The following is a 25,196-nucleotide window of genomic DNA, read 5'->3' on the forward strand; positions in this document are numbered from 1 at the left end:
GATCACCCGGCGCGCCAAGCGCGTCGCCTGTTGCCGGAGTTCCCGATGAGCCTGATCCAGACCCCCGTTTCCTTCGGCGAGCTGATCGACAAGATCACCATCCTGGAGATCAAGTCGCAGCAGATCCGCGACGCAGCCAAGCTGGCCAACGTGCGCACCGAGCTGGACCTGCTCAACGCCACCTGGGCGGCGCATCCCGCCTCGCACACCGACATCGCCGACGAGCGTGCCCGCCTGCTGGCGGTGAACCAGGCGCTGTGGGACATCGAGGACCACATCCGCCTCAAGGAAAAGGCCCAGGCCTTCGACGCCGAGTTCATCGAGCTGGCCCGCGCGGTGTACTTCCGCAACGACGAGCGCGCCGCAGTGAAGCGCGAGATCAACCTCAAGCTCGGGTCGCAGCTGGTGGAAGAGAAGTCCTACCAGGACTACCGCTGAGGGGTTGGTGGGGTCCGGCTCTGTCCAGAAAATTCCTCTAAGTAACTGTTCTAATTGATGTGTTGGACGGGCTTGGACGCGGGCGGACGCGGAGCGACGCTTGATTTTGGGTAGCTGGGTGGGTAGCTTGAGTGCCTAGCTACCCAGCCCGGGTGATCGTCATGCCCACGCGTGCTTCCCGCCGTTTGACCGATGCCACCCTGCGCCGGCTGGTGACCGCCGGCCAGCCGGCCGCCCAGTCCGACGGGGAGGGCCTGACCTTCACCGTCTCGGCGGGCGGCGTCGCCAGTTGGGTCCTGCGCTACCGCTACGGCGGCCGTCGTCGTGAGCTGACCCTGGGCCGCTACCCCGACCTCTCCCTCGCCGACGCGCGCACCGCGGCGGCCAAGGCCCGCGTCCAGGTCGCCGAGGGCGTGGACGTGGCCCTGGCCAAGCGACGGCGCAAGCAGGCTGAAGCCCTTGCCTGGTCGGTCGATCAGCTGTTCCGCGACTTCGAAAAGCGCGTCGTGCCCAAGCTGGCGCCCAGCACCGCCTTCGGGCTCCTGAACTACCTGCGGACGGACGTGCTGCCGCTGCTGCGCGCGCAGGCCGTGCAGGAGGTCACCCCAGAGGACGCCTACGCCGTGATCGACCGTGCGGCCCAGCGCAGCTACTGGGCCGGCGTCAACGCCCGCAAGGCCGGCATCGCGCTGTTCAAGCACGCGGTGCTAAGGCGCCAGATCCTGCGCAACCCGTTCAGTGCTGTCGTCATGGAGAGCGTGGCGCCCCGGCCGGCGGTCCGTCAGCGGGTAGCCCTCATCGACGCCCAGATGCGCACCTTCCTGTCCCACCTTGATCGCCTCCCGCCGCGCGACGCGCTGCTGGCCGAGCTCCTGTTGCGTACCGGCGTGCGGATCGGCGAAGCGCTGACCGCCGAGTGGGCGGATCTGCACGAGGCGGCCGGGGAGTGGCGTATCCCGCGGGCCAAGATCAAGACGCGCAAGGGCATGAGCGAGCCGTACTTCGCCATCCCGCTGACGCCGGCCGTGAAGCGAGTATTTGATCGGCTGCGGGCGCTGTCGGAGGCGTCCCGGTGGGTCTTCCCGGCCCTGTCGGGCGCGCTGGAGGACGAGCGCGGCATGGACCACGAGCGCGCCCTGGCGCGCCTGAAGGCCTACGTGGCGACGTTGGCGCCGTTCCCGGGCATCTCCTTCCACGACCTGCGCAGCACGGTCCGCAGCGGCATGCGCCGGCTGGGGATCCCGGCCGAGGTCTGCGAGCGCGCCCTCAACCACCGCCTGCCGGGCCTGCCGGGGGTGTACGACATCGTGCACCAGGAGCAGTTGAACGTGGCCTTCGAGCAGTGGAACGCGCACTTGGACAGCCTGGGGCGCGCGGGCGTCGTGGTGCCCCTGATGCGCTCGGTCTGAGGCGTTGCCGCCCGGGAGGCGTCACGGCCCCGGGGCGGCCCAGGTTAGGAGCGAGAAGGAGGAGCGCATGATGGGTGCCGAAGAGGATGACCAGGCAATCACCGTCGGGCATCCGGCGATCCAGCAGGGCTTGGAGAGGATGAGGATGTCTTATCTACTTCCGCATGAAAACGACCCCGCCCCGTTGGACACGGCGCGCCGATTTTGGGCGGAAGTGATTCGCGTGCTGGCAGAGGGGCAGGTGCTCCATCCCGACCTCGCACCACATGCCGCCCAGTGCCTCCAAAAGTGTCTGGATGAACCCCGGCGCGCTGCGGTTTGGTTGGGCCTCGCGCGGGATGTGGGGGCCCCGGAGAAGGTGGAAGACCGGACGGAAATCGGTCGCCGAGTGCAGTACTACGTGGACAAGGGGTTGCCACGCAATTCCGCTCCGGACGACGGAGAGGCTCAAGACGCCATCCAGGCTGTGGCGAAAGAGTGGGGATTGAGTCGATCCACCATCATCCGCGCCGAGCGCGCCTATCGACGGTCAGGAGCAGGGCCGGTGTTCCGTGACGCCGTCCCCGAGCCGCCCAAACGGCCCAAGCCTGCCCGCAAAGGCGGTTCCGAAGACAAAAAATAAGTACGCTCTTCGATGGAGCCACCTGGGCTCGATCTGCTGTCAAGTGGCAAACAATTCCTAGGGAATTGTTTGCCCTACCGCATTGGCTAGCGGTGCCTACACTAGGGAACCCGTAGCCGAGCAAAGCTGCTCGGGTTCGGAGATTTCCATGGCAACACCGTTTGCATCCCCCGTTTCACCGCGACTGATCCGGCTGCCCGAAGTCATGCGTCAGACCGGCCTGAGCCGGTCCACAATATACGAGGCCATCAAGCGCGGCGACTTTCCCAAGCCAGTCTCGCTGACTTCGACCGCACGGGCTTGGCACAGCGAAGAGATCGACGCCTGGATCACGGAGCGACGCGCGGCTCGTGACGCCCGGTTCAGTCTCAGCAAGTCGACATCGGACGTGGTTCCGGGAGGTCGTCATGACGAGACGTAACCGCAACGATCAAGAAAGAGCCGAGGTCTTGCTCGCGTCAGCGAACGAGCTACCGCCTCAACCGATCGATTGGCTTTGGGAGGGTTGGCTGGCGACCAAATGTTTGCAGTTGATCGCAGGTGCGCCTGGGGCCGGTAAAACGACTCTTGCCATGACGATGGCAGCCGCCGTCAGTCGAGGTGGCCAAATGCCCGACGGCTCCCATGTAGAGGCTGGTTGCGTCGTGATCTGGTCTGGGGAGGACGATTACCGGACAACGCTCGTGCCGCGCCTGCTAGCCGCTGGGGCCGACATGACGCGCATCACATTCGTGATGGGTGTGCGGCGTGGTGATGAAAAGCTTTCGTTCGATCCTGCGAGAGATCTCCCCGAACTCCATGCGGCGATACGGCTATTACCCGATGTCCGTCTGATCATCATCGACCCGGTGGTCTCAGCCGTTGCGAAGGACAGCAACCAGAACTCGGATGTTCGCCGCGGCCTTCAGCCGCTGGTCGACATGGCTGCGGCTCTCGGTGCCGCAGTACTGGGTATTACCCATTTTTCCAAGGGCACGCAGGGTAGAGAGCCGCTCGAGCGACTGACCGGGTCCTTGGCGTTCGGTGCCGTGCCGCGGCTGGTCATGGTTGCAGTACGTCAGTCACCGAGCGGGGACCGGCTGGAGCGACGAATCCTTGTCCGTGCCAAATCCAACAACGGTCCCGATGGTGATGGCTTCGAATTTCACCTTCGAAATGGCGAGTTGCCGGACCATCCGAATATTCAAGCGTCTTGGGTCGAATGGGGCCCTCCGCTGAAGGGGACTGCTCGAGCCTTGCTGGCTGAGGCCGAGATGGAGGCCTACGCGCAGGCTGGGCCAGTTGGTGAGGTGGTGGCATTCCTGCGCGACATGCTGTCCGGACGGCCGCAATCGGTTGAGGAGCTCAAGCAGGCAGCGGCTGAAGCTGGTGTCGCTTGGCGAACGATCGAGCGTCAAAAGAAGCGGGCAGGTGTCGGCTCGCGTAAGAGGGGCATGGGAGGTGGCTGGGAGTGGTTTCTGATACACGAACCCGAAAGCCGGTTTCCGAAGACCGCCGAAGATACGCACCCTTTGGACTTGGTCCCCTTCGGCGGTCTTCGTGAGTCTCTGCCATCCGAAGAGATTGCCGAGGCCGTTCATCGGGAGGATTTCTGACTATGAACGCTATCGAGACCTTGCTTCTCGTCTGGGCTGCTGGCGGTGTGTTGTCGCGAACGGGAGACACCCTGCATTTGGAGAGCCGAAACAAGCAGCTCCCACCAGAGCTGAAGGAGGCTATTCGAGCGAACAAGACCGAGCTGCTCGCGATGCTTCCCCACCATGAGCTCGGCCGGTCGAATCTGGATAGGTCGGCGCAACAGTTGCGCTGATGATGGTTGAAGGTAAATGGATGAGGAAGCGAGGTCGCATGACCAATCGAGGAGCAGCGCCGTCCTCTTCACGGCGTCACTATGGCAGCCGCCCCCACCTCGAGGACGCCCTCCGGCTGGATCTCAGCGAGCTCCGTCGGCTGGGACTGTTCGAATGCAATGGCGCTCAAGCCATGGTGACCGGCATCGTGGATGGCCGCACGGTCAACGTCTGCCGGGCTGAGGTCAGGCTGAGGTCACACGTAGGTTGGGTCGAGGTGCGTGAGGCGGATTGTCCGGGCATCTTCGGGCCGCCAGGCCTGCAGCGGATCGAGCTCGTAGCCACGCCCACGCAGTTCGATGGGATGCGCTGGTGGTTTTTCTGTCCCAGCACACGTAAGCGAGCCACCAGCCTGTTTCATTTTCCCGGTGTGGAGGGCTTCCACAGCCGGGCGGCATTTGATCCGCCACCGGTGTACCCCTGTCAGCGCACCAGCCGGGGGACTCACGTGTACGAGCGGATAGGAGCTATTCGTCGACGGCTGAGATTCAACGGTCCGGTCTTCGCTGTCCCGCCCAGGCCCCGGTACATGCGCTGGAGTGTCTATCTTGCCCTGGTTGCAGAGCTGTCCCAGCTCTGGGGCTCGCCCGAGCTTCCGCTCGCCCGATTCATGAAAAAGTACGGTACTGGTAGTGCTCTCGAGGCATGCAAATAAGCAAATGTTTTAGGTTTCACAGCTCGATGCCTACCTGGGTCGAAAATCTGCACGGTGCGCCGCCTTTCGCAAGAGACTTGAATGTGCGTGGAAACGTCCGCCACAGGTCTTTCGGTCTCTGCAATTGCGGGAACTGTTGTCGCCACCTACCCCGCATGCCACGAAGCGCCGAGCAACTGAGGATGCTGCGGCTATGGGTCGGGGATGCTGCTGGTAGAGCGATCCCCTTCGACAAAGCCGTGATCAGATGTCGATGGCAGCCGTCTTCCAGACTTCCTGCGCAAGAGCAATGAGCATTGCGTGACGCTTCTCGATGGACGCGGCATTCCATGTTGGAAAGGCCGTTAACTTGGCGTTGATCCGCGAGATGGACGTGTTCTGCCCGACGTCGGTCAGGGCCAGCAGGCTGCGTGTCAGGTAGTTGCCGCTCTTGCCGTATTCGACCTGCTTTGCTGCGTAGAAATCATTGCCTGCAACGATATTGATTGGCTTTTCGAGCAAGGTGAGATTGCCGAGGCGATTCTTGTAGTCGTCGTAGGCCGCATTTGGATTCTCTGCCGCCCACGTCGCACGCAGTTCCGCCTTCGGGTTGTCGGGCAGGATGTGCTCGATTTCCAGCTTGGTGAAGGGCTCCAGACTGCCCGGGGTCTTCAGCCCACTGAATGCCATTTCGACGTGCTGGGTCAGGCGCGCCAGCAAGTAGCGTGTGCGGTACTGTTGCATCGAATACAGCGTGAAGCGCTTGAGCGCGTCGGCCAGTTCCTGCGACTTGCCTGCCATGTTCTTCTCGAAGCGGTCGGCAATGAAGGTGTTGAGCTGCACCTTTTGCTTCACCGGATCGCTGGCCTCGGAAATTGTGCGCAGCTCGTCGGCCCATTGGGAAAAGCTGCGTTCCAGATCTTTGGTCGGTGTCTTGGTGAAGATGTAGTAGAAGAGGAAGCTCTCCAGCTGCGCCACGAAGTGGTCGAACAGTGGCTTCGGAAAGTTCGCCGCCGCCAGCAGCAACACGTAGTGCAAGCTGAACGCGCCGCCTGCCAGCCGCTTGAGGCTGTCCATCGCCAGACTTGGCTTGCCGTCATTGCCCAGTCCGTTGGCAAAGGCCAGGTAGTGTTCGACGTTGCGGATCACCTTGCGAACGAACTCGAAGGGTTTGCCTTCGTAGTCGCATAGCGCCGCGTTGTCCTTGGCGATAAACCAGTCGTAGATCTCGTCCTCGCGCACCACCGCATCGCCACGCTCGTTCTTGATCGTGTAATTGGCCATCAAGAAATAGCGCAGGAAGCGCAGCGGCTTTTCCTTCTCCTTCTCCAGCGGCTTGGTGATCTTCTTCCACTCGTCCTTGAGCTGGGTGAACTGTGTTTGCTTGACCTGCGTGAACAGCAGGTTCTTGAGCAAGTCCATCGGGTTCAGGCCCACGCCGCGCTCGTTGATGGTCTCGAAAATCTTCAGCGCGCTGCTGATATCGGTGGAGATCTGGATGAACACCACGTTGTTGGCCAGATAGCCCCAATACTTCTTCAGCTTGACTGTATCGTCGTAGTTGTCCTTCAGGTAGCGGTACAGCGTGCCATAGGCATTGACCAGATTCTCCAGCGAGCCGAAACTCGTGATCCCCGCAGCCTGGATGCCTGCGCGCACGGCCATAGGCTCGGCGTCCAGCTCCACCAGCTTGGCCATCACTTCGCCCGCGCTCTCATAACGCGGTTCCAGCTTCAGGTTGGTGCGCACCTCGCCGCCGCTGTCCACGTAGCTGGTCGAGATCAATCCGGAAATCATCTGCCATTGCCGCGGCTCGCTCTGGAACAAGTGCTTCAGCGCGCACAACAGCAGGAAGAAGGTGGTCAAGCGTTGCTGACCGTCGATGACCTCATAATGGTTCTTCTGCTCGGTTGGTGATACCAGAACGGTGCCGATGAAATACTGCCGCGTCGTGCCCGCATCGATCTGCTCGCCGATGTCCTCCAGCAGCTGATGCACTTCCTTGTCCGTCCAGACGTACTCACGCTGGTAGTCCGGGACGATGTAGAAGCACTCCCTGAAGGCTTCCTCGATGCTGTATTGGTGGTTTTCGATACGGGCCATGCTTCCTGTCCTTGTCTTCTTCTATGCGCCGCGTGGCGACCTCAGGCGCTCTGCGCCACGACCTCGACGTAGCCGATCAGTTCCGCTGAATAGCTGCCATCGCCATTCGCGGCTCCCTTGTGTTTCAGTTCCCGCTGCAGGCTTGGCTCGACGGCGTAAATGAACAGGTCGCTCCGCTGCTCGGGCCGAAATATCGGTGTGGCGGGCGGCGCTTGCAGGTATTTCTCGCACAGGCGCTCGACCGCCGGAACACGCGTGCCGTCCTGTTTGACGGCGATAGGCTGCACAACCACGCGACGTTCGCCCTTGCCAGCCGATGCTTCAACCATCCACAGCGACAGCAGCACCGGCTCGTCCACGTCGCCGGATACGGCAATACCGACTTCCTCCGGCGGCACGCTGCGCCAGCGACCCAACTCGTCCTGCACCAATGGGTGATCCAAGCCCATCAATTGCAGATCGTCCTGATTGGTCGCGGCTTCGCGGCTCAGGGTGAAGCGAGCGCGGCGCGTGCCTTCGACGGTGACGAGGTCGTAGGTCGCATCGTCCACCTTGACCAGCTTCTGCTGGCAATCCGCGACCGCCGCCGAGAGGAAGCGCACCAGCCGATCCAGGCTGGACGACACGTCCGAGAAGGGCTTGTAGTCGTCGAGGCTGAAGCCGTCGAGGTCTTGGAACAGGTCGAACACCACCTGCCGCGCCTCGCGAGAGTTCGACAGTGCCGCCTCCAGCTCCACCTGCGTGCGTTTCAGCTCCGGGTCGGACAACGCCTCCTGATACAGCCGGTCGTAGTTCAAGCGTTCGGATAACTGTCCAAGGATCTGCGCGCGTAGGTCCTCCGCCACGTTGCCCTGGTCATCCACCTTGCCAACCGTGCGCGCGATCTCGGTGAGCTTCTCGTCGAGCAGCAGGAAGATGCGGCCTTCGATGGTATCCGACAGCACGAGGTTGTAGACCTGCGCGGTATGGCTCTGGCCGTAGCGATGGATGCGCCCTATGCGCTGCTCCATGTCCATCGGATTCCACGGCAGGTCGAAATTGAACAAGACGCGCGCGAACTGCAGGTTAATGCCTTCGCGCCCGGCCGCCGTGCAGACCAGCACGCGCGGGCCGTCCTTCAGGCGGAAGCGCCGCTCCGCCGCCACCTTCGCGCCGTGGTCGCCGCCGCGCAGCACGGCAACGCCCTGGCCGGGGAAGATCTGCTCGATCTCGCGGGCGATCATGTCCACCGTGCCGAGGTAGGTGGCGAAGATCACGATCTTCTCGTGGGGGTTCTGCCGCCACAGCGTGCCCAAGCCGTCGAGCAGCTTTTGCATCTTGGTTTCGCGCTCTGGCGGGAACACGCGCAGCAGGTCGCCAATGCGCAGGCGCTCCTCGGGCAGGTGCAGGTTCACCACCGCCGAAGCGGCTTCCTCGGCGTGCGAGGACGAATACTCGCTGGCATAAGGGTCGGACGCCATCTCCAGCGCCTCTTCGTCCAGCTTCTTCACCAGCCGGTACTTCAGGTCGGCCAGCACGCGGTCTACCTCGCTGCGCCCGACGCTGTCGCGCGGCAAGCCAAACTCCTCGTGGATAAGCTCGCGCGCTTCATCGGTCAGGCGCTCACGGCCTTCGATGTCCAGTTCCTTGTCACGCAGAAACGCCTCGTGCAGCGTCAGCATCAACAGGCGGCGTTTGAGCGTGCGGCGCACGGCGGCAAAGCTCGATGCCGCGATCTTCTGGAAGATCGCCATCAAGAAGCCCAGTGCACGCCCCTGGTTGCCCTGGCGGCGCGCGAGGTCGAAGCCGTCCTCCAAGTACTCGCGTAGCTTCTCGTAGAACAACCGTTCGGCTTGGTTCATCACGAAGGATTCCGTGTGAACCAAGCGCCGCGCGAACAGCGGCGAGCCATCCGGCTGGCAAGCATCGGCCTTGGTGCGGCGGAACATCACCGTGTTGAGCCGGTGCCGCTCCTCCACCATCTCCTCGGGACTGCGGAACAGCGTCGGGTTCAGCAGTTGCGCCAGCATCCAGAACTGGAAGTGATTACCCTGGTGCGGCGTGGCCGACAGCAGCACGAGGTCGCGCGAGTGATCCTTCAGCGCCTCGGCCAGCTTGTAGTTCTCGGTTTTCCTGATTTTGCCGCCGGTCTTGTAGGCCGTGAGGTGATGCGCTTCGTCGAATACCACCAGATCCCAGCGCGGCGCGTCCAGCAGGCGCTTGATGCGCGCCGGGCGCTTCAAAGTGTCGATGCTGGCAATCAGCCGGTCGTGCTTGGCGAAGGCATTGGTCTTGCGGTCGGTGATGTCGCCTTCGGAGCCGAACACCTCGAAGTCGAGGTTGAACACCTCGTTCAGCTCGCGGTGCCAGTTGTTCACGAGACCCGCAGGCACCACCATCAGGGCGCGGGTCAATTCGCCCCGGCTGGCCAGCTCTCGCAAAATCAGCGCGGTTTCGATGGTCTTACCCAAGCCCACCTCGTCGGCAATCAGGTAGCGCCGGGGTGAGGCGGTGGCGATGCGGTGCGTCAGCACCACCTGATGCGGCAACAGGTCGATCTTGGCCGAGGTCAGCGCCGAGGCGCTTTCCATCACCGGCAGCGCGTGCGCCTCGTAGGACAACCATGCCTTGCGCGACCGCTCTGCGCCACCATCCACGGCGCCCAGGATGCGCTCGGTGCGCGTGAGTTCGCGACGCAGCGACGCCACCGGCACCCGCCGTTCGCCGACGCCGAAGAACGCGCGCAGATAGCCGTCACGCGCCGGGTCGAGGACGACACCCTGGCCGTACTCGTGGTGTGTGATGCGCTGACCGGGTTGGAACTGAATCTCTGCCGTCACGCGCCGACCTCAAGTAATCCGCAGGTGGAACAAGCCAGCGGGCTTACCGCTGTCGCGCAGCAGAATCTCCTGCGGGTACTCGTTGGCTTGGCCCCACAAGATGCGGCCGAGGTCGATCTGATGCCCGTGGGGCGCGTGGCACAACCAGCCCACCTCGTCCGTGGCGGCATTCGCCCTGACGCGGTTCTGGCCACCGGGCAGCCAGAACACCAACGCGCCATCGCTTCCCCATTCGTCTTGAAACGACAGCACGGCAGGTTTGATGGTGTCAGCCAACCACGCCTCGGCATCCGTTGGCGCCAGCAGATCGAGACTACCGTCCAGTCCAGCGACCACAAGCGTTCTGCCGCCATTGCTGGGGAGATCATCGGGCCATTGCCCTTTCGCACGCAGGAACTGGCGCAGGCTCCACACTTCGCGGGCTGCGCAAATCTGGTTGCGGGCCTCTTCGTCCCACACCCAACTGGTGCCGCGCCGCTGCCACACCGTGTCGCGCAGTTGTCTCATTGCTCTTACTCCCCATCGTCATCGAACAAGGAACCCTGCGCGGGCTGAGGTGCCTGGCTGGCTCGCCAGGTGGTGAAGATCGACACCGCACGCGAAGCCGCGTTGCGGGTAGCCTGATCCGGGCCGTTGCGTTGGAACCATTCCAGCAGCGGCTTCAGTGCGACGTGCGGCCTGAAATTGTCATTCCTGAGCGTGTCCGAGGCATTAATGCCGCTTCCGTCAAAGCACGCGCCGATCAGCACTAGCGCCTGATCCAGATCGGAGATCAGCCTGCGGCGATGCTTGCCGGACCATTCGCGCGCGAAGTCCAGCGCTTCGGTGCGGGTGAACACCTTGTTCTTCTCCGCGCACCAGCTGCGCTGCACGAACTCGTCCGGCGTGGTGATCGAGCCTTTGAGAAACTTCTGCAACTGGTCACGCTTCAGCTCCGGCGCGCTGCCGAAGGTGCGCAGGAATTGGCGCGTGATCGGCTCGGCGTTGACTGGCGGTGCTTCCTTGCCCTTGTCGGCGTCCTCGTCGATGAGCTGGTTGATGCCGACCAGCGCGTCGCGCACGGAGATGGTGCGTCCTTCGTCGACATACACCTTGCCGTAGTGGCGCGAGAAGTATTCCAGCGCCTTTCCGCGCCGGATGACCTGAATGTCGGCGGCAGGCAGCCCTTCCTTAGCGTGGTTCTCCAGCATCGCCTGCAATTGGCGCACGTCGGCCATCACCTCGCGACGCATGCGGCCCCAGCTCACCGGCTTGGGTTCTTCGGTACGCTTGCGGCAGACGTGGATGATGTCGTACTCGATGGTCTTGGAGCCGAATTCGCCTTCGCCCTTGGTTTCGTCAGAGCGTATGGGGTAGGTCGCTTCAAGGTAGTAGCCCGCATCGAACAGCGACTCCAGCACCGCCACCCACGGCTCGTCCTCGCTGTGGTGGAAGGTGAAGGCCAGGATGCCGCTGGGCTTCAACGCGCGATGGGCTTCACGCCAGCACTGCGTAAGCAGGCGCTGGTAGAAGCCATCCGGGTCTTCTGGCTCGCGCGCGCGGTTGGCAACCGCCTCCAGTGACTTGGGCGTGTAGTCGGCGCGGAAGTAGTCGGGGTACTTGTCCTTCAGCGCGAGGCGCAGCCAGACGTAGAAGAAGTCGGACAGCTCCGAGTAGTGCAACAGGCCGCCGAAGGGCGGATCGGTGATGACCAGATCAAGGCTGGCATCAGCAACTTTCGCCAGCTCTGTGGACGACCCACAGAAAACTTCCGCGCCGTTGACAGGGTCGCTGGGAAACACTTTCTCGCTCTTGCCGCTGATGCCATCGGCAAGCACAGCGTCCTTGCGCTTCAAGCTCTCAGCACTTACTGCCTCCCAAGGCTGCATAGCCCAATCGCGGCTCTCAAGGAGAACAGGGACACAAGAACTCCAAGGGCCATAGCCCATCGGCGAAAAGACACCAACTTCAACCAGCGTTGATTTGGGGTGAAAATTGTTGTTCGACATCGCAGGAACAAAGTGATCCTTGTTGATGTGCCAGAAGGCAAGAACGCTTTGGTTGCGTAGGTAGTTCTGGAATGCGCCAAGAACAAACTCGCGCGTCTTCCAGTCGTAGCTCCCGACGTTCACTATGGCCTTCAGCAGTTGCGCGTGAACGAGCAACTGGCGCGGATGGAACATCGTCCACCAATGCGTGAAGCCGTGGTTCGGGACGCCACCTTGCAAATGGTGGGTCATAAACCCGTATGGAAGCTCGGAGCGCGGCCAGTAGTCCTTCAGGTCGGCATCCTTGCGCGCTTCCCATTCCGCGAACGCGGCGTCGTATTGCTTGGCGTGCGCCGTGTCGTAGGCGGCGAAGAAGCGACCGCCGTAGGGTTTGCCTGCTTCATCTCGTCTGGGCGCGTAGCCCTGCACCGCGTAAGCGGCCATCGGCCCGGTCTTGCCCGTGGCCTTGATGGTGGTCAGCACATCCTGCACCGTGCCGCAGGCCGAACAGGCGTAGTGCGATTTCTTCGGCACCGTGCCTTTCTCGGGCGCGAAGGAGACACCCGTATCCGGGTCGGTCACTTCATCCGCCAGCGCACCGCGCACCTCCAGCAAGCGAATCTTCGCGGCGCGTGCCGCATCCCATCGCGTGGTCGCCGCCACATCGTCCTGCGCCGAACCGCCGTAAGGCTGGCCGTTTGGATCCTGCTTCGCTTCGCCCGCCAGCCATTGCGGATGCACCAACAGGCTCAGTTCCACCTTCTTGTTCTTGCCCTTGCCCAGGCTCACCATCGCGGTGTGGCCGCAGTGCGGGCAGATCACGCCTTTCCTACGGTCGAGCACGGAGTAAGGAGCTTCGGTTGGCGCGACGTAGAATGGTGCATCGGGTGCCATGCGCGCGGCTTCTTCCTCTACGTCGAAGCTCTCGCCACACTCGCCGCAGCTGTGTGCCCAATGCTTGACGGTGAGCGTCTTCACCGCCATTACCGGGCTGGTCATGATCGGCGTGCGATGGCCGCAGCCAGTCACTTGGCAGGGCCCGTGCTTGGCCCAGAAGGTGTAAATGATCTCCGGGCCTTCGTAGCGGTAGTCCTTGCGCTCGTCACGCGGGATGGCGAGCGGGTCAAAGTCGGCGGGCATCGCCTTGTTGCTGGGCAGATGGGTCCACTTGCCTTTCTCGCCTTGCGGGCCGTCGCAGTAGTAGTACGGCATGATCTGCGGCTTGACCTCGGCCTCGATGTCGGCGAGGAGCTTCTTCACTTGCTCCAGATCGACGTTGGCCAGTTCCTGCTTCACCACGAACCACGCGACCGGATTGAGGTCGTTGCCGACCATCTGCATCCCGAGGCGCGAGCCTTCCACCAGCGTGGTGCCGCCGCCCATGAAGATGTCCGCCACCTTCAGGTGTTTGAACGCGCCTTTCTTCTGGTGGTTGGCGTAGTAGTTGTCCCAGACCAGCTTGGCCGCGTGCGAAGGGTCGTCCGGTGCTTTGGTGGCCGCAGCGATCAGCATGGAGCGGAACACGCTGGAACGCCGCCGCGCCCACCACTTCGACATCTGGTAGATGGGCTTGCCCGCATTGCCCTCGATGATCGCCAATTGATTGACCGGCAGGATGGGGAAATCCACCTCCAGGCAGGTCTTAGGGCGGTTGGGGTCGTCGAAGTCCACCGTTTCCAGCGCGACGGCTTTGCCTGCACCTACGGCCTTGGCGACGGCTTCTTGGAGTAGTTGTTTTTTGGTGGCCATTTAAGGTGTTCCCCCAGCTGCACCAACAGCGACTTGAGGCTGGAGCCGGGTACGCAGTTGTTCGTAAATTGGAATTTGGATGCCTTCTGCCACCTCCAGGGTGACAGCCAGGCCATAGGGAATGGCGTCGTCGAGACGTGCCGTTGCGTCCTTCTTGCACGCGATGTGCAGCAAGATGCTGTCGCCGTCTTGAAATGCAGCGATTTGGTCTGTGCCTTCGAGCACTTCATGCTGCACCGTTCCGCGCAGCACCTGATTGTGATCTCCGTCTTGGCGCGCAAGCTTCAGTGGCAAAGTGCCCCAGTTATTGGCTGGCGACAGTTCCAGCTTGGCCTCGCGGAAATTCCGGTGATCGGGATTGACGGCGCTAAACCATGCCAGGGTCACCACCATTCGACGCCATGCCTGACTGCTGGACAGGCCGGGCGGTAGGGGCAGGCGATATTCGTGGATTTCGTTCTCACGGATTTCGCCGCAGCCCAGCACCGTGCCGCGCTGCTCTGTACACGCCAGCACACGTTCGATCTGCACTACGCCATAGCCAAGGTAGCGCGCCATCACCTCTTTGAACTGGCGCGAGTTATCTCGCGTTTTCAGCGCGGCAGTGATGGCCTTGCAGGCTTCATCATCCTGCTTGGCACCATGAACCAGTAGCGCCTTGATGAGTACGGAGACCAACTCCTGCGGAATGTTGTCTTCGTGTTCCCCGCGCAGAGCATCCAGCACTTCATAAATGCGTGCCGCGCTGCGCGTGGCAAGGGCGGTGGCGTTGCTGGTGCCACGCGTATGGACGGTTTGCGACAAAGCGCCAGATTGATTGCTGTCCCAGGCTACTTGCTGTCCCGGCGCTCCGAGTGAGCCATCCAAGGAATATGAGGTTTGGCTATTCAATACAGGCGTGCGATACAACTGTCGGCCACCGGGGAACAGGATTTCCGGCTTGACTGAACGACGGAAGCCATGTCCAAGCCGTCCGGCGGGGCTGAACAACGCTGCACCGGGCAGCAAATCTGTACGCTGCCCCTGGTAGTAGGTTCCGCCGCTGTCAGCGTGGGTTGCGCCAACCGTGATGGCATTGATGGATTCTGCCGGGGACAGGATGCGCCGCCCGGATAGCTGGGCCTGAATGCACTTGAGCACATGCTCGACCTTTTGGGGGTCGGCCAAAGCTAGGTAGTCCGTTCCAGACAAGCCAATGTCGATGGCGTCGTGATAGTTCCCAGCGCTGACGCAGAAAAGCACGCGGTATTTCCACGACAGCCAATCCAGCAGTCTTGCCCAAGGGCTGGGTGTATGGATGAAGGGGCGTGCGGGGTCGCCGATGGAGAGATTGATGACGCAGACGCTGGGGGCCTGTGCAGACACCGCGCCTTCGCCCTCAAACATCCGCCGAATCGCGCGCGCGATGCGATCCTCGAAAAATACCTCGTCGGGGACATGCTCGATTCTGTTTCTTGGATCGGAAAGAGGGTCTGGCTGCATGATGGGCAGCACATACACCAAACGCGACAAGGGCTCGGCTTGGCCGTCGGCCATTTCGCCATGCACCACCAAAGACGCCATTGCCGTGCCGTGCTTTCGTTCGCCCGGTTGATACTGCGCAGAAAGATTGTCCGGGTCGTCCAGCAGCAAACGGCCCTTCAGTGCCTGATGCTGCACATTGGGCACGCCGTCGAGAATGGCCGCGATGGGGGGAAGATCAACAACTCCTTCGGCTATTTCCGTATCGACGCCTTCACCATCTTCCGTGACTGCAAGGCTTTGCCCGGTTGGGCGGAAATACATGACGCCATGAAACTTGAAGAGCTGGATGTCGGTGTCGTGGCTCTCGGATTCCAGATCGTTCAAAAGCTGCTGGATGCGCTCTGCGGGCAATTCAGCCTTCACCGCGTGAAAGGCGATTTCTGGCATATCAATGAAGCCGCCCAGCGCCCGGCCACCAGCCGCTTCCAGCAGTGCAGCAACGTCGCGCTCGTTCTGTCTGCGCCTGTCTTCTGATCGGCGATAGAACAACTCGATCTGAAAATGGATTGCTTGCGCCGGATTGATGGGGTTCAGCAAATCCTGCCAGCGATCCAGCATGCCTGTCTCGCGCAGCGCCTCTTCAAGCCCCCAACGGCGGATTTGTACGGTCTGGTTGAACACATCGCGCCATTTGGTTTTTCCGCTTGGCAGCGTTTTGTTGTCCCGCCACTTCTCCCACAGCGAGAGAAGCTCCCGCATTCCTGCTTCGTTGCCGAGCGAGAGGAACATGCGTCCTTTGACGGCCTTGTTCGTGCGTTCCCCTTTGGAGTTGCGCTCGAAAAAATTCTCATCGGGCAGAATGTCGTCAATATCCCATTCGCCCATCCACTCCAGCCCAATGGCTTCGACAGCCTGCCGAAACTCGTTGACGCTGCCTGCAATTTCGATCACCAAGACCGTCTCAGGCTCAAAGCCAGCCACGGAGCCGCTGACGCTGGCTTTGTAGCGATCAAAGTCTTGTTGCAGCGTGGTCAGTTGCGCGCCCAGGCGCGTCACCTGCTTCCCATGTCCGGGAACATGGGGTTGGCTTGTCGGGAAGCCATTTCCTTTGGGTGGTGCGATGGTTTTTGCCTGCGGAAATACCAGAAGTGGAAGAGAGGTTGCCATCAGCGGTTCGCCCCCTCTTCAGTCACATCGTCAGCGGCCTCTATGCGCTTTTTTGCGGCTGGCTTCAGGCGGCCTTTCCACTGTTCCAGCTTCAGCTTGGTAATTTGTTGGGCGTTTTCCGTTTTCATGTCGAGCACGGCACGACGAACGACACCCAAACAAAACTCTTCGACCTCTGCAAAATTCAGCCCCAGCAGGTGCTTCGCCAACGTTTCGGGTTCATAGCCGAATTTCACGCCGCATCGCTCGCCAATGGAGGCGATGTATTGCGTCAGTTGCTCACGAGTCGGAATCGCCAGTTCGATACGCAGCTGAAAGCGCCGCCAGACGGCCTTGTCCAACAGCTCTGGATGGTTGCTGGCTGCAACGACCACGACGTAGTCGGGCATTTCATCCAGTTGCATCAGCAAGGTGCTGACGACGCGCTTTATTTCTCCCGTTTCATGGGTGTCGCCGCGCTCCTTGCCCAGCGTTTCAAATTCGTCGAAGAACAGAACGCAACGCTGCGTTCTAGCGTAGTCCATCACGCTCTTCAAGCGGCTGGAGGTCTCGCCCAGATAGCTGCCAACCAAGGTTTCGTAGCGAATGACGATTAGCGGGTACATCAGCTCGAATGCCAGCGCCTCTGCCAAGGTTGTTTTCCCATTGCCTGGCGGGCCAGCGAGCAAGACGCGGTTTCTGGCGCGCAGATTGTGGGCGTGTAGCAACTCTGCTCGATGCTGTTCCTCCACCAGCTCTTGTATCTGCGCCCTGATTTTTTCTGGCAATACCAGACTTTGCAGGTTGCGCTCAGGCGTGATTTCGTAAAACAGGTCTTTGTGCGGGCTGTTGCCCATCACCTTGCCAACCGGCGGGCGTGCAGTCTGAAGGGCACTGGGCTGCAATGCCTTGGCGAGCCGCTCCGCAAGCAGCCGGTGCCCCTTCTGCTTCTCCTCCTGGATCAGCCCTTCAGCCGCTTTGCGAAAGGCAAGCTGATCCCCGCTGGTCGCGGTTTTGACCAGATCAACCAATAAATCAGCTTGTGCCATTAGCCCATGCTCCGAAAAATATGCTCATCTGCTTATCTCAATCCAAGGCGACAGCACTTCCAGCAGCGACAAGCCGCCATGCGTGAGCGTCGGGTAGCCGCCTTGGCTGCGCCACTTCCTGCGGCCCAAGGCCAACAGGTGCGCGCCGTGGGGGCTGTTTATCTGCAATGCCACGGGCGGCACGAAGGGGCCGCAATCGTTTTGCGTGAGGCCGGTGCCCGCCTTGTTGCGCCCGCTGGAAAAGGTCTGCTTGAGGAACTGGCCGACCTCGCCATCCGCATCAGGGAAGTAGCCGGTGGCCGCGTAGCCGTGGTCAGATGTGATGACCAGCCGCCGTCCGGTGGCAAGGCGTTCGACGAAGGCCCAGAAATCGTCACTGTTCAGTTGCTCGGCAACGTCCCTCGTGAGCGGCTCCAGCCCCTGGCCTTGGCCCGCAATGTCGTGCAGCTTGGCGTCGGGCCAGTGGTGCCAAAAGATCTGGTTCGGCGCGCTGCTGATCAGGGCTTTGCAGTCCTCCCACGGCAAGTCCACGGTTTCGGTATTGGCGGCTTGCAGTTTGTGCGCAAGGCCGCCACCGTTGTTCTGGAGCTTGCTGCGGCTACTGAAGCCGAGCGCACGGGCAAACTCGTCGGTTTCGCCGGGCAGTTCGGAGGCGCAGGCAGCGACCTCGTGCGTGGTGAAATCGCGCTCCTTCGCGCCCTGCAACAGCCACGGCAGCTCGCGCAGGGAAAGGCCGTCGAGGATCAACACTGCCTTGGCGCTGAAGGGCTCGACCCACCAGCGCACCAAGCGATCCGAGGTGCGCTCCACGCTGTCGCCGAAGGCTCGCCACAAATCCCAGCCGCTGGAGGAGAGGAACAAATCCAGTGCACCGATCTCGCGGTCGCGCTTGACGACCTCGCTGGGCGCATTGCCTGTGGCCAGCGGTTTGCTGGCAATTTCGACCGCGTGGCCGACGATGACGCGCCAAGCATCGGCGTCGGAGCCTTGGGTCAGTGCCTGCAAGGCGCTGGCGGTCAGTGCCATCAGTCGTCCTCCTTCTCAAGGTTCAGCTCGAAGGTCATGCCTTCGGGCAGCTTCTTGAGTAGTTCCTTGAGCTGCGCACCGGTGGCGGCAGAGACCTTGATGGACACCTCCGCCACCTTGGTGGCCGGGCCGATGCCCCAACCCTCGATCTTGCCGATCAGGTTCAGCGGCGATGTAGCCGGGTTCGACAGCGGCGTGCGCGGCCTGGCGGCGCCGCCGTCACCGCCAAAGATGCCTCCGCCGGGCGTGGGGGCTGGTGTGGGAATGGACGAACCGCCCGGTATGGGTTCGGACACACCCGGTGCAGGGGCCGCGCCATCACCTGACACACTACCCGGTGCTGGTGCGGGCGGCGTAGAGCCACCCGTTGCGGGCACTGCCGATGGCAGCATCACGAATACGTCGTCGAGGTGGCGACCCGTGAGCGAGAGCTTGGGACGCAGTCGCCGCCACGCGGTGTCCTCGTCCTCGCCGGGGTTCGTCTGCAGGTACTCCATGCCGCGCACGTTGATGGCGATCTTGCCCTTTGAGCACAGGCGCAGCAGGCTTTCCTTCATCGCCGTTTCGCCCAGCCAAGGGATGCAATCCTGCCCGGCCGGGCGCGGCTCTTGCAGTTCGCGCAGCAACTTGCCGACTGATTCGTTGTTGCTGGCGTATACGAGCACCAGATCCTCGAAGTCCTCTGGCACGAACAGGTCGCCTTTTAGCGCCTCTTCGATGGCTTCGGGGATCTGCGAGCCCTGCTTGTCGAGACGCTCGACGCTGAATTTGCACTGCGCGGGGTCGGCGAAGTTCCAGCGTTGCAGGATGGCGAAGCGGTCGAAGCGCTTTTTGAGGTTGTCGCGCAGGGTGTTCTCGAATTCCTTGTGCAGCTTTTTGTATTCGGGGTTCTGGCCGCTCCATTCCTGCGCCTTCATTTCGGCGCGGGCGAGGATGAGCAGGTCGCGATCCATGAAGGAGTTGGTACTACCCGCGCGCGGCAGCAGGAAGCGCACGGTGTTGCGGCGCTTCTGCAACTGGTCTTTGAGCCAGCGGCCTAGCGTGGCGTCGAGCTTGTCGGCTTCCTCGGGCAGCACGAGGATGGGCAGGCGGTCATCCCATTTGTCGGGCTGCTCGGCTTCATCGAGCGTCGTCCACGGATCGTTGACCCACGACTTGGGCAGTGCGATCACGCGGAAGGTCTTGGCGACCTCGTCGCTGCCGCCGATGACATAGCGCACTTGCTTGGCGAGCTGCGCCTGATCTGCGCCGTCGGCGAACAGCTTGTCGTTGCGCGCGTAGGCCATGAGCTTGGCGCGCGGGTTCTCTTCCTCGCGGAAGATCAGCTTGGTGCCTTCCTGATGGATGTTGAAGCTGTTCTCGACGATGGTCGCCAGCTCGACCTGGAAGGCGTTGTCGTCCACCGGCTTGTCACGGGTGATGTCCAGTTGCAGCGTGGCGGGATCGGCTCCGGCAAGGTTGCCCACGGCAATCGATCGCAGCCACAGTGCACCGATGATTTCTTGCAGGTGTGGCGCGACGCTGGCGTGGTCGTGCCGCGCTTCCTGCACCGAGATGATGTTCTGCTGCGCCTTCTCGCGCAGCGTGCGGTGGTGCTGGTTGGCGACGGCTTCGAGCAGTGCGCCGATGCCCGAGGTGTCGTCGTCAAGCCGGAAGTCGGCAGCGGTGAGCACGGGCACGGCCTCGCCACGGCTCTTGTAGAGGTTGGCGAGGATGCGAATCAGGTCGCGCGTTTCCTGCGCATCGGTGGCGATGAGCACCTGTTCTTCGAGCAGGCGCAGCAGGTGCGGCGCGTAGGGCCACGATTCGGTGAACTCCCGGCGCTTGCGCTCCTGCTCGGCGGACGGCACGTCTAGCAGGCGGAAGGATTCTGCGACGTGCTGCGCGACCAGCGATTCGATGGTGCCATCGGCGATCTGCAAGCGGTTGTCGAACAGACGGTGCAGCAGCATGCGGCGGCGGTCCTGCTGGATGCGCTCGGCACTGCCGCCTGCCTTGAAGTCGATGGCGATCGGGTTGACGCGATGTACCTGCTGGTAGGCGTCGCTGCCGCCGTTGCGCACCGAGATAACCAATACCAGCAGATCGGGGCGCTCTTTGGCGATCTCCGAAAGAATCTGGATGAAGTTGAATGCCCAGTTCTTCCACGGGTACTGCTTGGTGTTGGTTAGACCGTCGTACCACGTCTGGAATTCGTCCAGCAGCAGCATCGTCGGCTTGTTCTCCAGCAACTCGATGATGAGCTTGTCGGACGGGATTTCGGTCTTGGACGCGCCCTGGCCGTCCCACTTACCCTGGATGAAGGTGCCGTGCGGATGGTTCTCGAACAGCACGTCCCACAGAAATTTATAGCGGTGGCGATGCAGGCTCTCGCCGATGACGTGCATTCCGTCGCGCAGGGCGATCTTGCCAATGCTGGCGTCGGCAAGCGTGGTTGCCCATGCATTGAGCCATGAGCTGGTCGAGGACGGGTCGGTCACCGCGTGGTAGAGCGCGGCCATCAAGTGCGACTTGCCGAGGCCGCGTTCGCCGATCACGACCACGGGGCGGCCCTGGTTGGGGCCAACGGCCTCGATGCCTTTCAGCAGGTCGTGCGTCGGATAGGTGATCTCCAGAAACTCTTTGGCTGCAATCTGGGTCGCGCCGGTCTTCTGATCGTTGGACAGCTCGATGGCTGTGCCCTTGAGGCGCTTGCCCCGGAATTCTTCTCGTAGCGTCAGTCCAAGCATTTCCGGTCGGTCCCCTGGTTCGATGTGCCAATCTTTTTTGCGCTTCCAAACACTCTTAGCCGCGATCCTGTGGCCTGGAGCGCGGCACCCTCTTCGTGATGATTTGCGACCAGAGACCGTGTGAATGCCCCAAGGCGTGTCAGGGTCCATCTGGCCTGAGGTCGGAATGAACGGTCATCCTCAGTGGGCGCAATCCTATGCGGCGGGGTGCTCGACCCTACAAGTCTTACAGAATACGCGCGGCTTGGGGACCACTGATAAGGCCTCAAGGCATGTAGCGTTCGTCATGCTTGGCACCCGCCCGCAGGAGCAGACCAAAGAGCCAGTCATCCCCGCAACGGAGCATGTTTCTGCCGTTCGGACGAATACCGGAGCAGGAGGGAGCAAGAAAGGCCGACGTGAATGAACCGAGGAAGGTCGAGGGACAGCCTAGAGACCGTCCCTCGAGACTGCGGCTTGCGATCAGCTCAAGAAATGCACGGCTTCTTCGCGGTCGATGTGCCGAATGACCACGCAGTCCTCGGACGCCACACCGCTGGCCTCGGCGACGCTGACGAGCTCACGATAGGCTTGTTCGGCCGTGTCGTATCCGAAGCGCAGCGTCTGATAGTGCGCTGCATCGCTGGCGGGATCGGGGAAGGTCACGTGGCTGATAGCGTAGGGTCCAGGGATCACAAAGGCCTCCTTGAAAGGGATGGAAAGGACGTGAGCTTGCAAGCGTGGCGGCTCATCGGCTGAGACGCGGTGGCGGCCACGCAAGAAATCACGGGAGGCGCATCCTACGCATCTCGCGCGCGTTGAAAAGAGGGGAGGTCGCAGTGAGGTCGGATGAGGTCGCGGCGAGGTGTGCGCGTGTCCGGAAAGAGGGTGAAGGAGCCCCGTGCCAATGGGTAGCCCGATGGGTAGCTAGAAAGAGCAATGGCCTGGAACCCTGTGCTGCATAAGGGTTCTTATAGTCCTACCAGGATTACCGCGCCGTCTGATCGATTCGAGTCGTGTAGGAGCCCGCTCGCGGGCGATACTCTTCGCTTTGATGCAGCATCAGAGCCAGAGCATCGCCCGCGGGCGGGCTCCTACACGGGGCGGGACAGGTCGAGATGGCTGGCGAAAGCCTCGAAGCGCTCGACCACGTCGTCGACGGTGATCAGGTCCATCACGCCCGGCTTCTCGATCTTTGCGCCCCAGGCCAGTTCGTTGGCCGGCTTGCCGAGGAAGCGGCGTGCGGCGTCGTCGTAACGGTTCACGCACCAGCGACGGTTGGAATAGGGGCCGGAACGGTCCGGATTGCTGGCCGCGTGCAGGCCGAGTACGGCTGTACCCATCGCGTTGGCCATGTGCATCGGTCCGGAATCCGGGGTGAGTAGCAGGTTTGCGCGCTCGAACAGGGCCAGCGCGCGCTTCAGCGTGTCCTTGCCGGTCAGGTCGATTGGCTGGTGCCGGCAGGCGGCGAGCACCGCATCGGCCATCGTGCGCTCGAGGGTGGACGGCCCGCCGACCAGCGCCACGCGCCAGCCTTTGTCCATGGCGTGGTCGATCACCGCCGCATAGCGTTCGGCGCGCCAGTTACGCAGCGCGTGGCTGGATGTGGGGCTGACCAGCAGAGTGGGGCGATCGCCTGGCAATTGCTCGGCGGCCCAGATGCGATCGGCCTCGGGGACGGGAATGTCCCAGCGCACCTCGGTCTGCTTCAGGCCCAGCGGTTCGCAGAAACTGCCGATGGCGTCGAGCACGTGCTCGCCGCTGCGCGCCGGGATGCGTTCGTTGATGACCAGGCCATGCAGGTCTTTCGAGCGCGCGCGGTCGTAGCCGATGCGTCGTTCGGCGCGGATGCCCAAGCTAAGCAGGTTGGAGCGCAGCGCCACCTGCATCTGCAGCAGGGCGTCGAAACGCTCAACTTTCAGCTCGGCATGCACAGCGCGGATGCCGGCGCGGCCGGCGGATTTGTCGAAGGTGACGAAGCGCACGCCCGGCAGGTCGCCGACCAGCCGGCGTTCCAGCTTGCCCACGATCCAGGTCAGGGCGGTGGAGGGCAACGCCCGCTGCAGGGTGCGCACCAGCGGCACCACGTGGGTGACGTCGCCGATGGCGGAGGTGCGCAGCAGGCAGATCGAGGCGGGAACGGTCATCGGCTTGGGCTAGAATCGTCGCGCCATGAATGCAGACAGCGCCCCCGACGTGCCCGGCACGAGCATGCGAGAACAGGTCCGCCGGGGCGCGGAAGGCGTGATTCTGTTCGACCCCGGCGTGTTCCCACAAGTCGACGGCGACTGGTTCGACCCGGACTACTGGCGACGCCACGGCGTGCTCAAGACGCAGAAGGGCGGTCGCGGTGGTGTGGCGGTGATCGAGACGCCGGTCGGCGAATGCGTGCTCCGGCACTACCGCCGCGGCGGCGCCGTGGCCGTGCTGATGGGTGACCTCTACCTGTGGACCGGCGCGGCGAGGACCCGTTGTTTCGCCGAGTTTCGCCTGCTGCAGGGACTGCGCGCGCGGGGTCTGCCAGTGCCCGAGCCGGTGGCGGTGCGCTACCGACGCCGCTCGCTCTGGTACAGCGCCGACCTGATCACGCGTCGCATCGCCCGCGCCGAGACCCTGGCCGAACGGCTCACCGTGAACGGCATCGGCACCGAGCTGGCTGAAGAGGTCGGCGCGCTGGTGGCGCGCTTCCATCGCGAGGGCGTCTGGCATGCCGACCTCAATGCCCACAACATCCTCATCGCGCCGAACGGGCTGTTCCTGATCGACTTCGACCGCGGCCGCCTGCGCGCGCCGGCCGAGGGTTGGCGGCTGGCCAACCTCCAGCGGCTGCGCCGTTCGCTGATCAAGCTCGGCGCGATGGAGGACCAGCCCGATGTCTTCGAGCAGCGGATCTGGGCGCCGCTGCTGCGCGGCTACGAGCGGACTTTCAGCGCGTGAGCTGGGCTCTGCATTTTCTCGGCACCGGCGCAGCGCATGCCGTGGAACTCGGTTCCTCGTCCGCGGTGCTGGAGCGTGACGGCCGCCCGGTGCTGCTGATCGACTGCGGCCCGGACACGCTGGACCGCTACGAGGCTGCCTACCGCGAGCCGCCGCGCGCGCTGTATGTCACCCACACCCACATGGACCATGTGGCGGGGATGGAACGTCTGTTTTTCCGGCTCTGGTTCGATTCGGAACGTCGGGGCCGCACCCGCGTGTTCCTGCATGCCGACCTGCTGCCATGGTTGCAGATGCGGGTGGCCGATTATCCCTGCGCGCTGGCCGAAGGCGGCGCAAACTACTGGGAGGCGTTCCAACTGGTGCCATGCACCCGCGGTTTCTGGCTGGACGGCCTGTGGTTCGACGTGTTCGCCACGCGGCATCACCGCCCGGGGACTTCGTTCGGACTGGCACTGCGCGGCAGTTTCCTCTACACCGGCGACACCCGGCCGATCCCGGAGATGCTTGCCGTACAGGGTGCCGGGGCCGGATGCATTGCGCACGATTGCGGGATGGTGGGCAACCCGTCGCATACCGGCGTGGACGATATCGAGCGCGAGTACGATGCCGCGCTGCGCGAGCGACTGTGCCTCTACCACTACGGCAGTGCGGCAGATGGCGAGGCCCTGGAAGCTCGTGGCTACCGCGTGGCGCGCCCGGGCGAACGCATCCCGCTGGATGCGCCGCCCGCACCGCGTGCCGACGCTGGCTGAACGTCGGGCCGCTTGTCTCGGTCCAAGCGTGCCGCTATCCTTCCGCCTCTTTGCCGGGGCGGGTTCGCCCGGCATGCACGTCGCCCTTCGAGGGTGGTCGTGTGACCGGCGCCACAGGACGCGGCCCGGGGAAGTTTTGCGGAGAGGTGTCCGAGTGGTTGAAGGAGCACGCCTGGAAAGTGTGTATACGGCTTATCCCCGTATCGCGGGTTCGAATCCCGCCCTCTCCGCCAATTCGTGAGGTGCGCGACGGTCGAAAGCCGGCGCGGAGGTAAAAAAGCCGCCGATCCGATCGGCAGCGACAGGGCGTAAAGCCCAATGTCTATGGTGGCCCCGTCGGTCCCCCCGCGACGATAGTCCGCAAACTCCGCCAGGTCCGGAAGGAAGCAACGGTAGTGGATGATTCGGGTGCCGGGGTGTGGCTGGCGGGGCCGCCGCCTTTTCGGGAGCTGCGCGGCTGACTTGCCCGTCCCGACTTGGCACAATCGGCCTTTGCCCCCAAGTCCTCCCGGACCGACCC

At 62.9% G+C, this 25,196-nt stretch carries 18 protein-coding genes, 1 tRNA gene and 1 other RNA gene; 10 read left to right on the forward strand and 10 right to left on the reverse strand.

Translation table 11 applies throughout. From position 1 onward, the window contains the following. The first annotated feature begins 45 nt into the window (after positions 1–45). From NC595_RS17885 to NC595_RS17910, 6 genes are all read left to right on the forward strand, one after another. Positions 46–438 (forward strand): DUF6165 family protein, encoded by a 393-nt coding sequence (locus tag NC595_RS17885; protein WP_253568702.1) that lies wholly within the window; start codon positions 46–48, stop codon positions 436–438. A 161-nt stretch (positions 439–599) separates the two neighbouring features. Further along, entirely contained in the window at positions 600–1,847 is a 1,248-nt protein-coding gene (locus NC595_RS17890; protein WP_253568703.1) for a tyrosine-type recombinase/integrase, read from the forward strand. A gap of 67 nt (positions 1,848–1,914) precedes the next feature. Further along, on the forward strand, positions 1,915–2,469 hold the full coding sequence (locus tag NC595_RS17895) for a hypothetical protein (RefSeq protein WP_253568704.1): 555 nt from the start codon (positions 1,915–1,917) through the stop codon (positions 2,467–2,469). A 148-nt stretch (positions 2,470–2,617) separates the two neighbouring features. Next, complete coding sequence (locus NC595_RS17900) at positions 2,618–2,890, forward strand: helix-turn-helix transcriptional regulator (protein WP_253568705.1); 273 nt, start codon at positions 2,618–2,620, stop codon at positions 2,888–2,890. Further along, positions 2,877–4,064 carry an AAA family ATPase gene (locus NC595_RS17905; protein WP_253568707.1) on the forward strand — a complete coding sequence of 396 codons (1,188 nt, stop codon included), beginning with the start codon at positions 2,877–2,879 and terminating at the stop codon, positions 4,062–4,064. The genes NC595_RS17900 and NC595_RS17905 overlap by 14 nt, the downstream gene beginning before the upstream one ends. Positions 4,065–4,066: 2 nt before the next feature. Next, complete coding sequence (locus NC595_RS17910; RefSeq protein WP_253568708.1) at positions 4,067–4,279, forward strand: hypothetical protein; 213 nt, start codon at positions 4,067–4,069, stop codon at positions 4,277–4,279. Positions 4,280–5,217: 938 nt separating this feature from the next. Here NC595_RS17910 and NC595_RS17915 read toward each other — a convergent pair. The 10 genes from NC595_RS17915 to NC595_RS17960 all read right to left on the reverse strand — a co-directional run bounded on the left by NC595_RS17915 (position 5,218) and on the right by NC595_RS17960 (position 23,131). Beyond that, on the reverse strand, positions 5,218–7,056 hold the full coding sequence (locus NC595_RS17915) for a DUF262 domain-containing protein (RefSeq protein WP_253568710.1): 1,839 nt from the start codon (positions 7,054–7,056) through the stop codon (positions 5,218–5,220). 41 nt (positions 7,057–7,097) lie between these two features. Next, positions 7,098–9,875, reverse strand: a complete 2,778-nt coding sequence (locus NC595_RS17920; RefSeq protein ID WP_253568711.1) for a DEAD/DEAH box helicase — start codon at positions 9,873–9,875, stop codon at positions 7,098–7,100. 9 nt (positions 9,876–9,884) lie between these two features. Further along, entirely contained in the window at positions 9,885–10,382 is a 498-nt protein-coding gene (locus NC595_RS17925; RefSeq protein WP_253568712.1) for a hypothetical protein, read from the reverse strand. 5 nt (positions 10,383–10,387) lie between these two features. After that, the gene (locus tag NC595_RS17930; RefSeq protein ID WP_253568713.1) at positions 10,388–13,591 is read right to left on the reverse strand and encodes a DUF1156 domain-containing protein; all 3,204 of its coding nucleotides are present in this window, start codon (positions 13,589–13,591) and stop codon (positions 10,388–10,390) included. Next, on the reverse strand, positions 13,592–16,222 hold the full coding sequence (locus NC595_RS17935) for a S8 family peptidase (RefSeq protein ID WP_253568715.1): 2,631 nt from the start codon (positions 16,220–16,222) through the stop codon (positions 13,592–13,594). Continuing rightward, a complete protein-coding gene (locus NC595_RS17940) occupies positions 16,222–17,250 on the reverse strand; it encodes an AAA family ATPase (RefSeq protein WP_253568717.1) in 1,029 nt (342 codons plus the stop codon). Before NC595_RS17940 ends, NC595_RS17935 begins: the two co-directional genes overlap by 1 nt. A 24-nt stretch (positions 17,251–17,274) precedes the next feature. Beyond that, a complete protein-coding gene (locus NC595_RS17945; RefSeq protein ID WP_253568719.1) occupies positions 17,275–18,276 on the reverse strand; it encodes a hypothetical protein in 1,002 nt (333 codons plus the stop codon). Next, on the reverse strand, positions 18,276–21,005 hold the full coding sequence (locus NC595_RS17950) for a DUF499 domain-containing protein (RefSeq protein WP_253568720.1): 2,730 nt from the start codon (positions 21,003–21,005) through the stop codon (positions 18,276–18,278). The genes NC595_RS17945 and NC595_RS17950 overlap by 1 nt, the downstream gene beginning before the upstream one ends. 462 nt (positions 21,006–21,467) lie before the next feature. Further along, entirely contained in the window at positions 21,468–21,680 is a 213-nt protein-coding gene (locus NC595_RS17955) for a hypothetical protein (protein WP_253568721.1), read from the reverse strand. Positions 21,681–22,078: 398 nt separating this feature from the next. After that, entirely contained in the window at positions 22,079–23,131 is a 1,053-nt protein-coding gene (locus NC595_RS17960) for a glycosyltransferase family 9 protein (protein ID WP_253568722.1), read from the reverse strand. A gap of 25 nt (positions 23,132–23,156) precedes the next feature. Between NC595_RS17960 and NC595_RS17965 the strand changes: the two genes are divergently transcribed. The 4 genes from NC595_RS17965 to ffs all read left to right on the forward strand — a co-directional run bounded on the left by NC595_RS17965 (position 23,157) and on the right by ffs (position 25,107). After that, positions 23,157–23,921 carry a 3-deoxy-D-manno-octulosonic acid kinase gene (locus NC595_RS17965; RefSeq protein ID WP_253568723.1) on the forward strand — a complete coding sequence of 255 codons (765 nt, stop codon included), beginning with the start codon at positions 23,157–23,159 and terminating at the stop codon, positions 23,919–23,921. Continuing rightward, positions 23,918–24,676 (forward strand): MBL fold metallo-hydrolase, encoded by a 759-nt coding sequence (locus tag NC595_RS17970; protein ID WP_253568724.1) that lies wholly within the window; start codon positions 23,918–23,920, stop codon positions 24,674–24,676. Before NC595_RS17965 ends, NC595_RS17970 begins: the two co-directional genes overlap by 4 nt. A 140-nt stretch (positions 24,677–24,816) precedes the next feature. Further along, positions 24,817–24,909, forward strand: a tRNA-Ser gene (locus tag NC595_RS17975). Positions 24,910–25,010: 101 nt separating this feature from the next. Then, positions 25,011–25,107: signal recognition particle sRNA small type (gene ffs / locus NC595_RS17980), an RNA gene on the forward strand. Positions 25,108–25,196: the final 89 nt, after the last annotated feature.

Origin of the sequence: Dyella lutea (assembly GCF_024158035.1) — a bacterium.
Lineage (GTDB): Bacteria > Pseudomonadota > Gammaproteobacteria > Xanthomonadales > Rhodanobacteraceae > Dyella_A > Dyella_A lutea.

Bases quoted from the DNA above. Each gene is read 5' to 3' on its own strand.
- NC595_RS17885 (WP_253568702.1), top strand. From the start codon at position 46: ATGAGCCTGATCCAGACCCCCGTTTCCTTCGGCGAGCTGATCGACAAG.
- NC595_RS17890 (WP_253568703.1), top strand. From the start codon at position 600: ATGCCCACGCGTGCTTCCCGCCGTTTGACCGATGCCACCCTGCGCCGG.
- NC595_RS17895 (WP_253568704.1), top strand. From the start codon at position 1,915: ATGATGGGTGCCGAAGAGGATGACCAGGCAATCACCGTCGGGCATCCG.
- NC595_RS17900 (WP_253568705.1), top strand. From the start codon at position 2,618: ATGGCAACACCGTTTGCATCCCCCGTTTCACCGCGACTGATCCGGCTG.
- NC595_RS17905 (WP_253568707.1), top strand. From the start codon at position 2,877: ATGACGAGACGTAACCGCAACGATCAAGAAAGAGCCGAGGTCTTGCTC.
- NC595_RS17910 (WP_253568708.1), top strand. From the start codon at position 4,067: ATGAACGCTATCGAGACCTTGCTTCTCGTCTGGGCTGCTGGCGGTGTG.
- NC595_RS17915 (WP_253568710.1), bottom strand. From the start codon at position 7,056: ATGGCCCGTATCGAAAACCACCAATACAGCATCGAGGAAGCCTTCAGG.
- NC595_RS17925 (WP_253568712.1), bottom strand. From the start codon at position 10,382: ATGAGACAACTGCGCGACACGGTGTGGCAGCGGCGCGGCACCAGTTGG.
- NC595_RS17930 (WP_253568713.1), bottom strand. From the start codon at position 13,591: ATGGCCACCAAAAAACAACTACTCCAAGAAGCCGTCGCCAAGGCCGTA.
- NC595_RS17935 (WP_253568715.1), bottom strand. From the start codon at position 16,222: ATGGCAACCTCTCTTCCACTTCTGGTATTTCCGCAGGCAAAAACCATC.
- NC595_RS17940 (WP_253568717.1), bottom strand. From the start codon at position 17,250: ATGGCACAAGCTGATTTATTGGTTGATCTGGTCAAAACCGCGACCAGC.
- NC595_RS17945 (WP_253568719.1), bottom strand. From the start codon at position 18,276: ATGGCACTGACCGCCAGCGCCTTGCAGGCACTGACCCAAGGCTCCGAC.
- NC595_RS17950 (WP_253568720.1), bottom strand. From the start codon at position 21,005: ATGCTTGGACTGACGCTACGAGAAGAATTCCGGGGCAAGCGCCTCAAG.
- NC595_RS17960 (WP_253568722.1), bottom strand. From the start codon at position 23,131: ATGACCGTTCCCGCCTCGATCTGCCTGCTGCGCACCTCCGCCATCGGC.
- NC595_RS17965 (WP_253568723.1), top strand. From the start codon at position 23,157: ATGAATGCAGACAGCGCCCCCGACGTGCCCGGCACGAGCATGCGAGAA.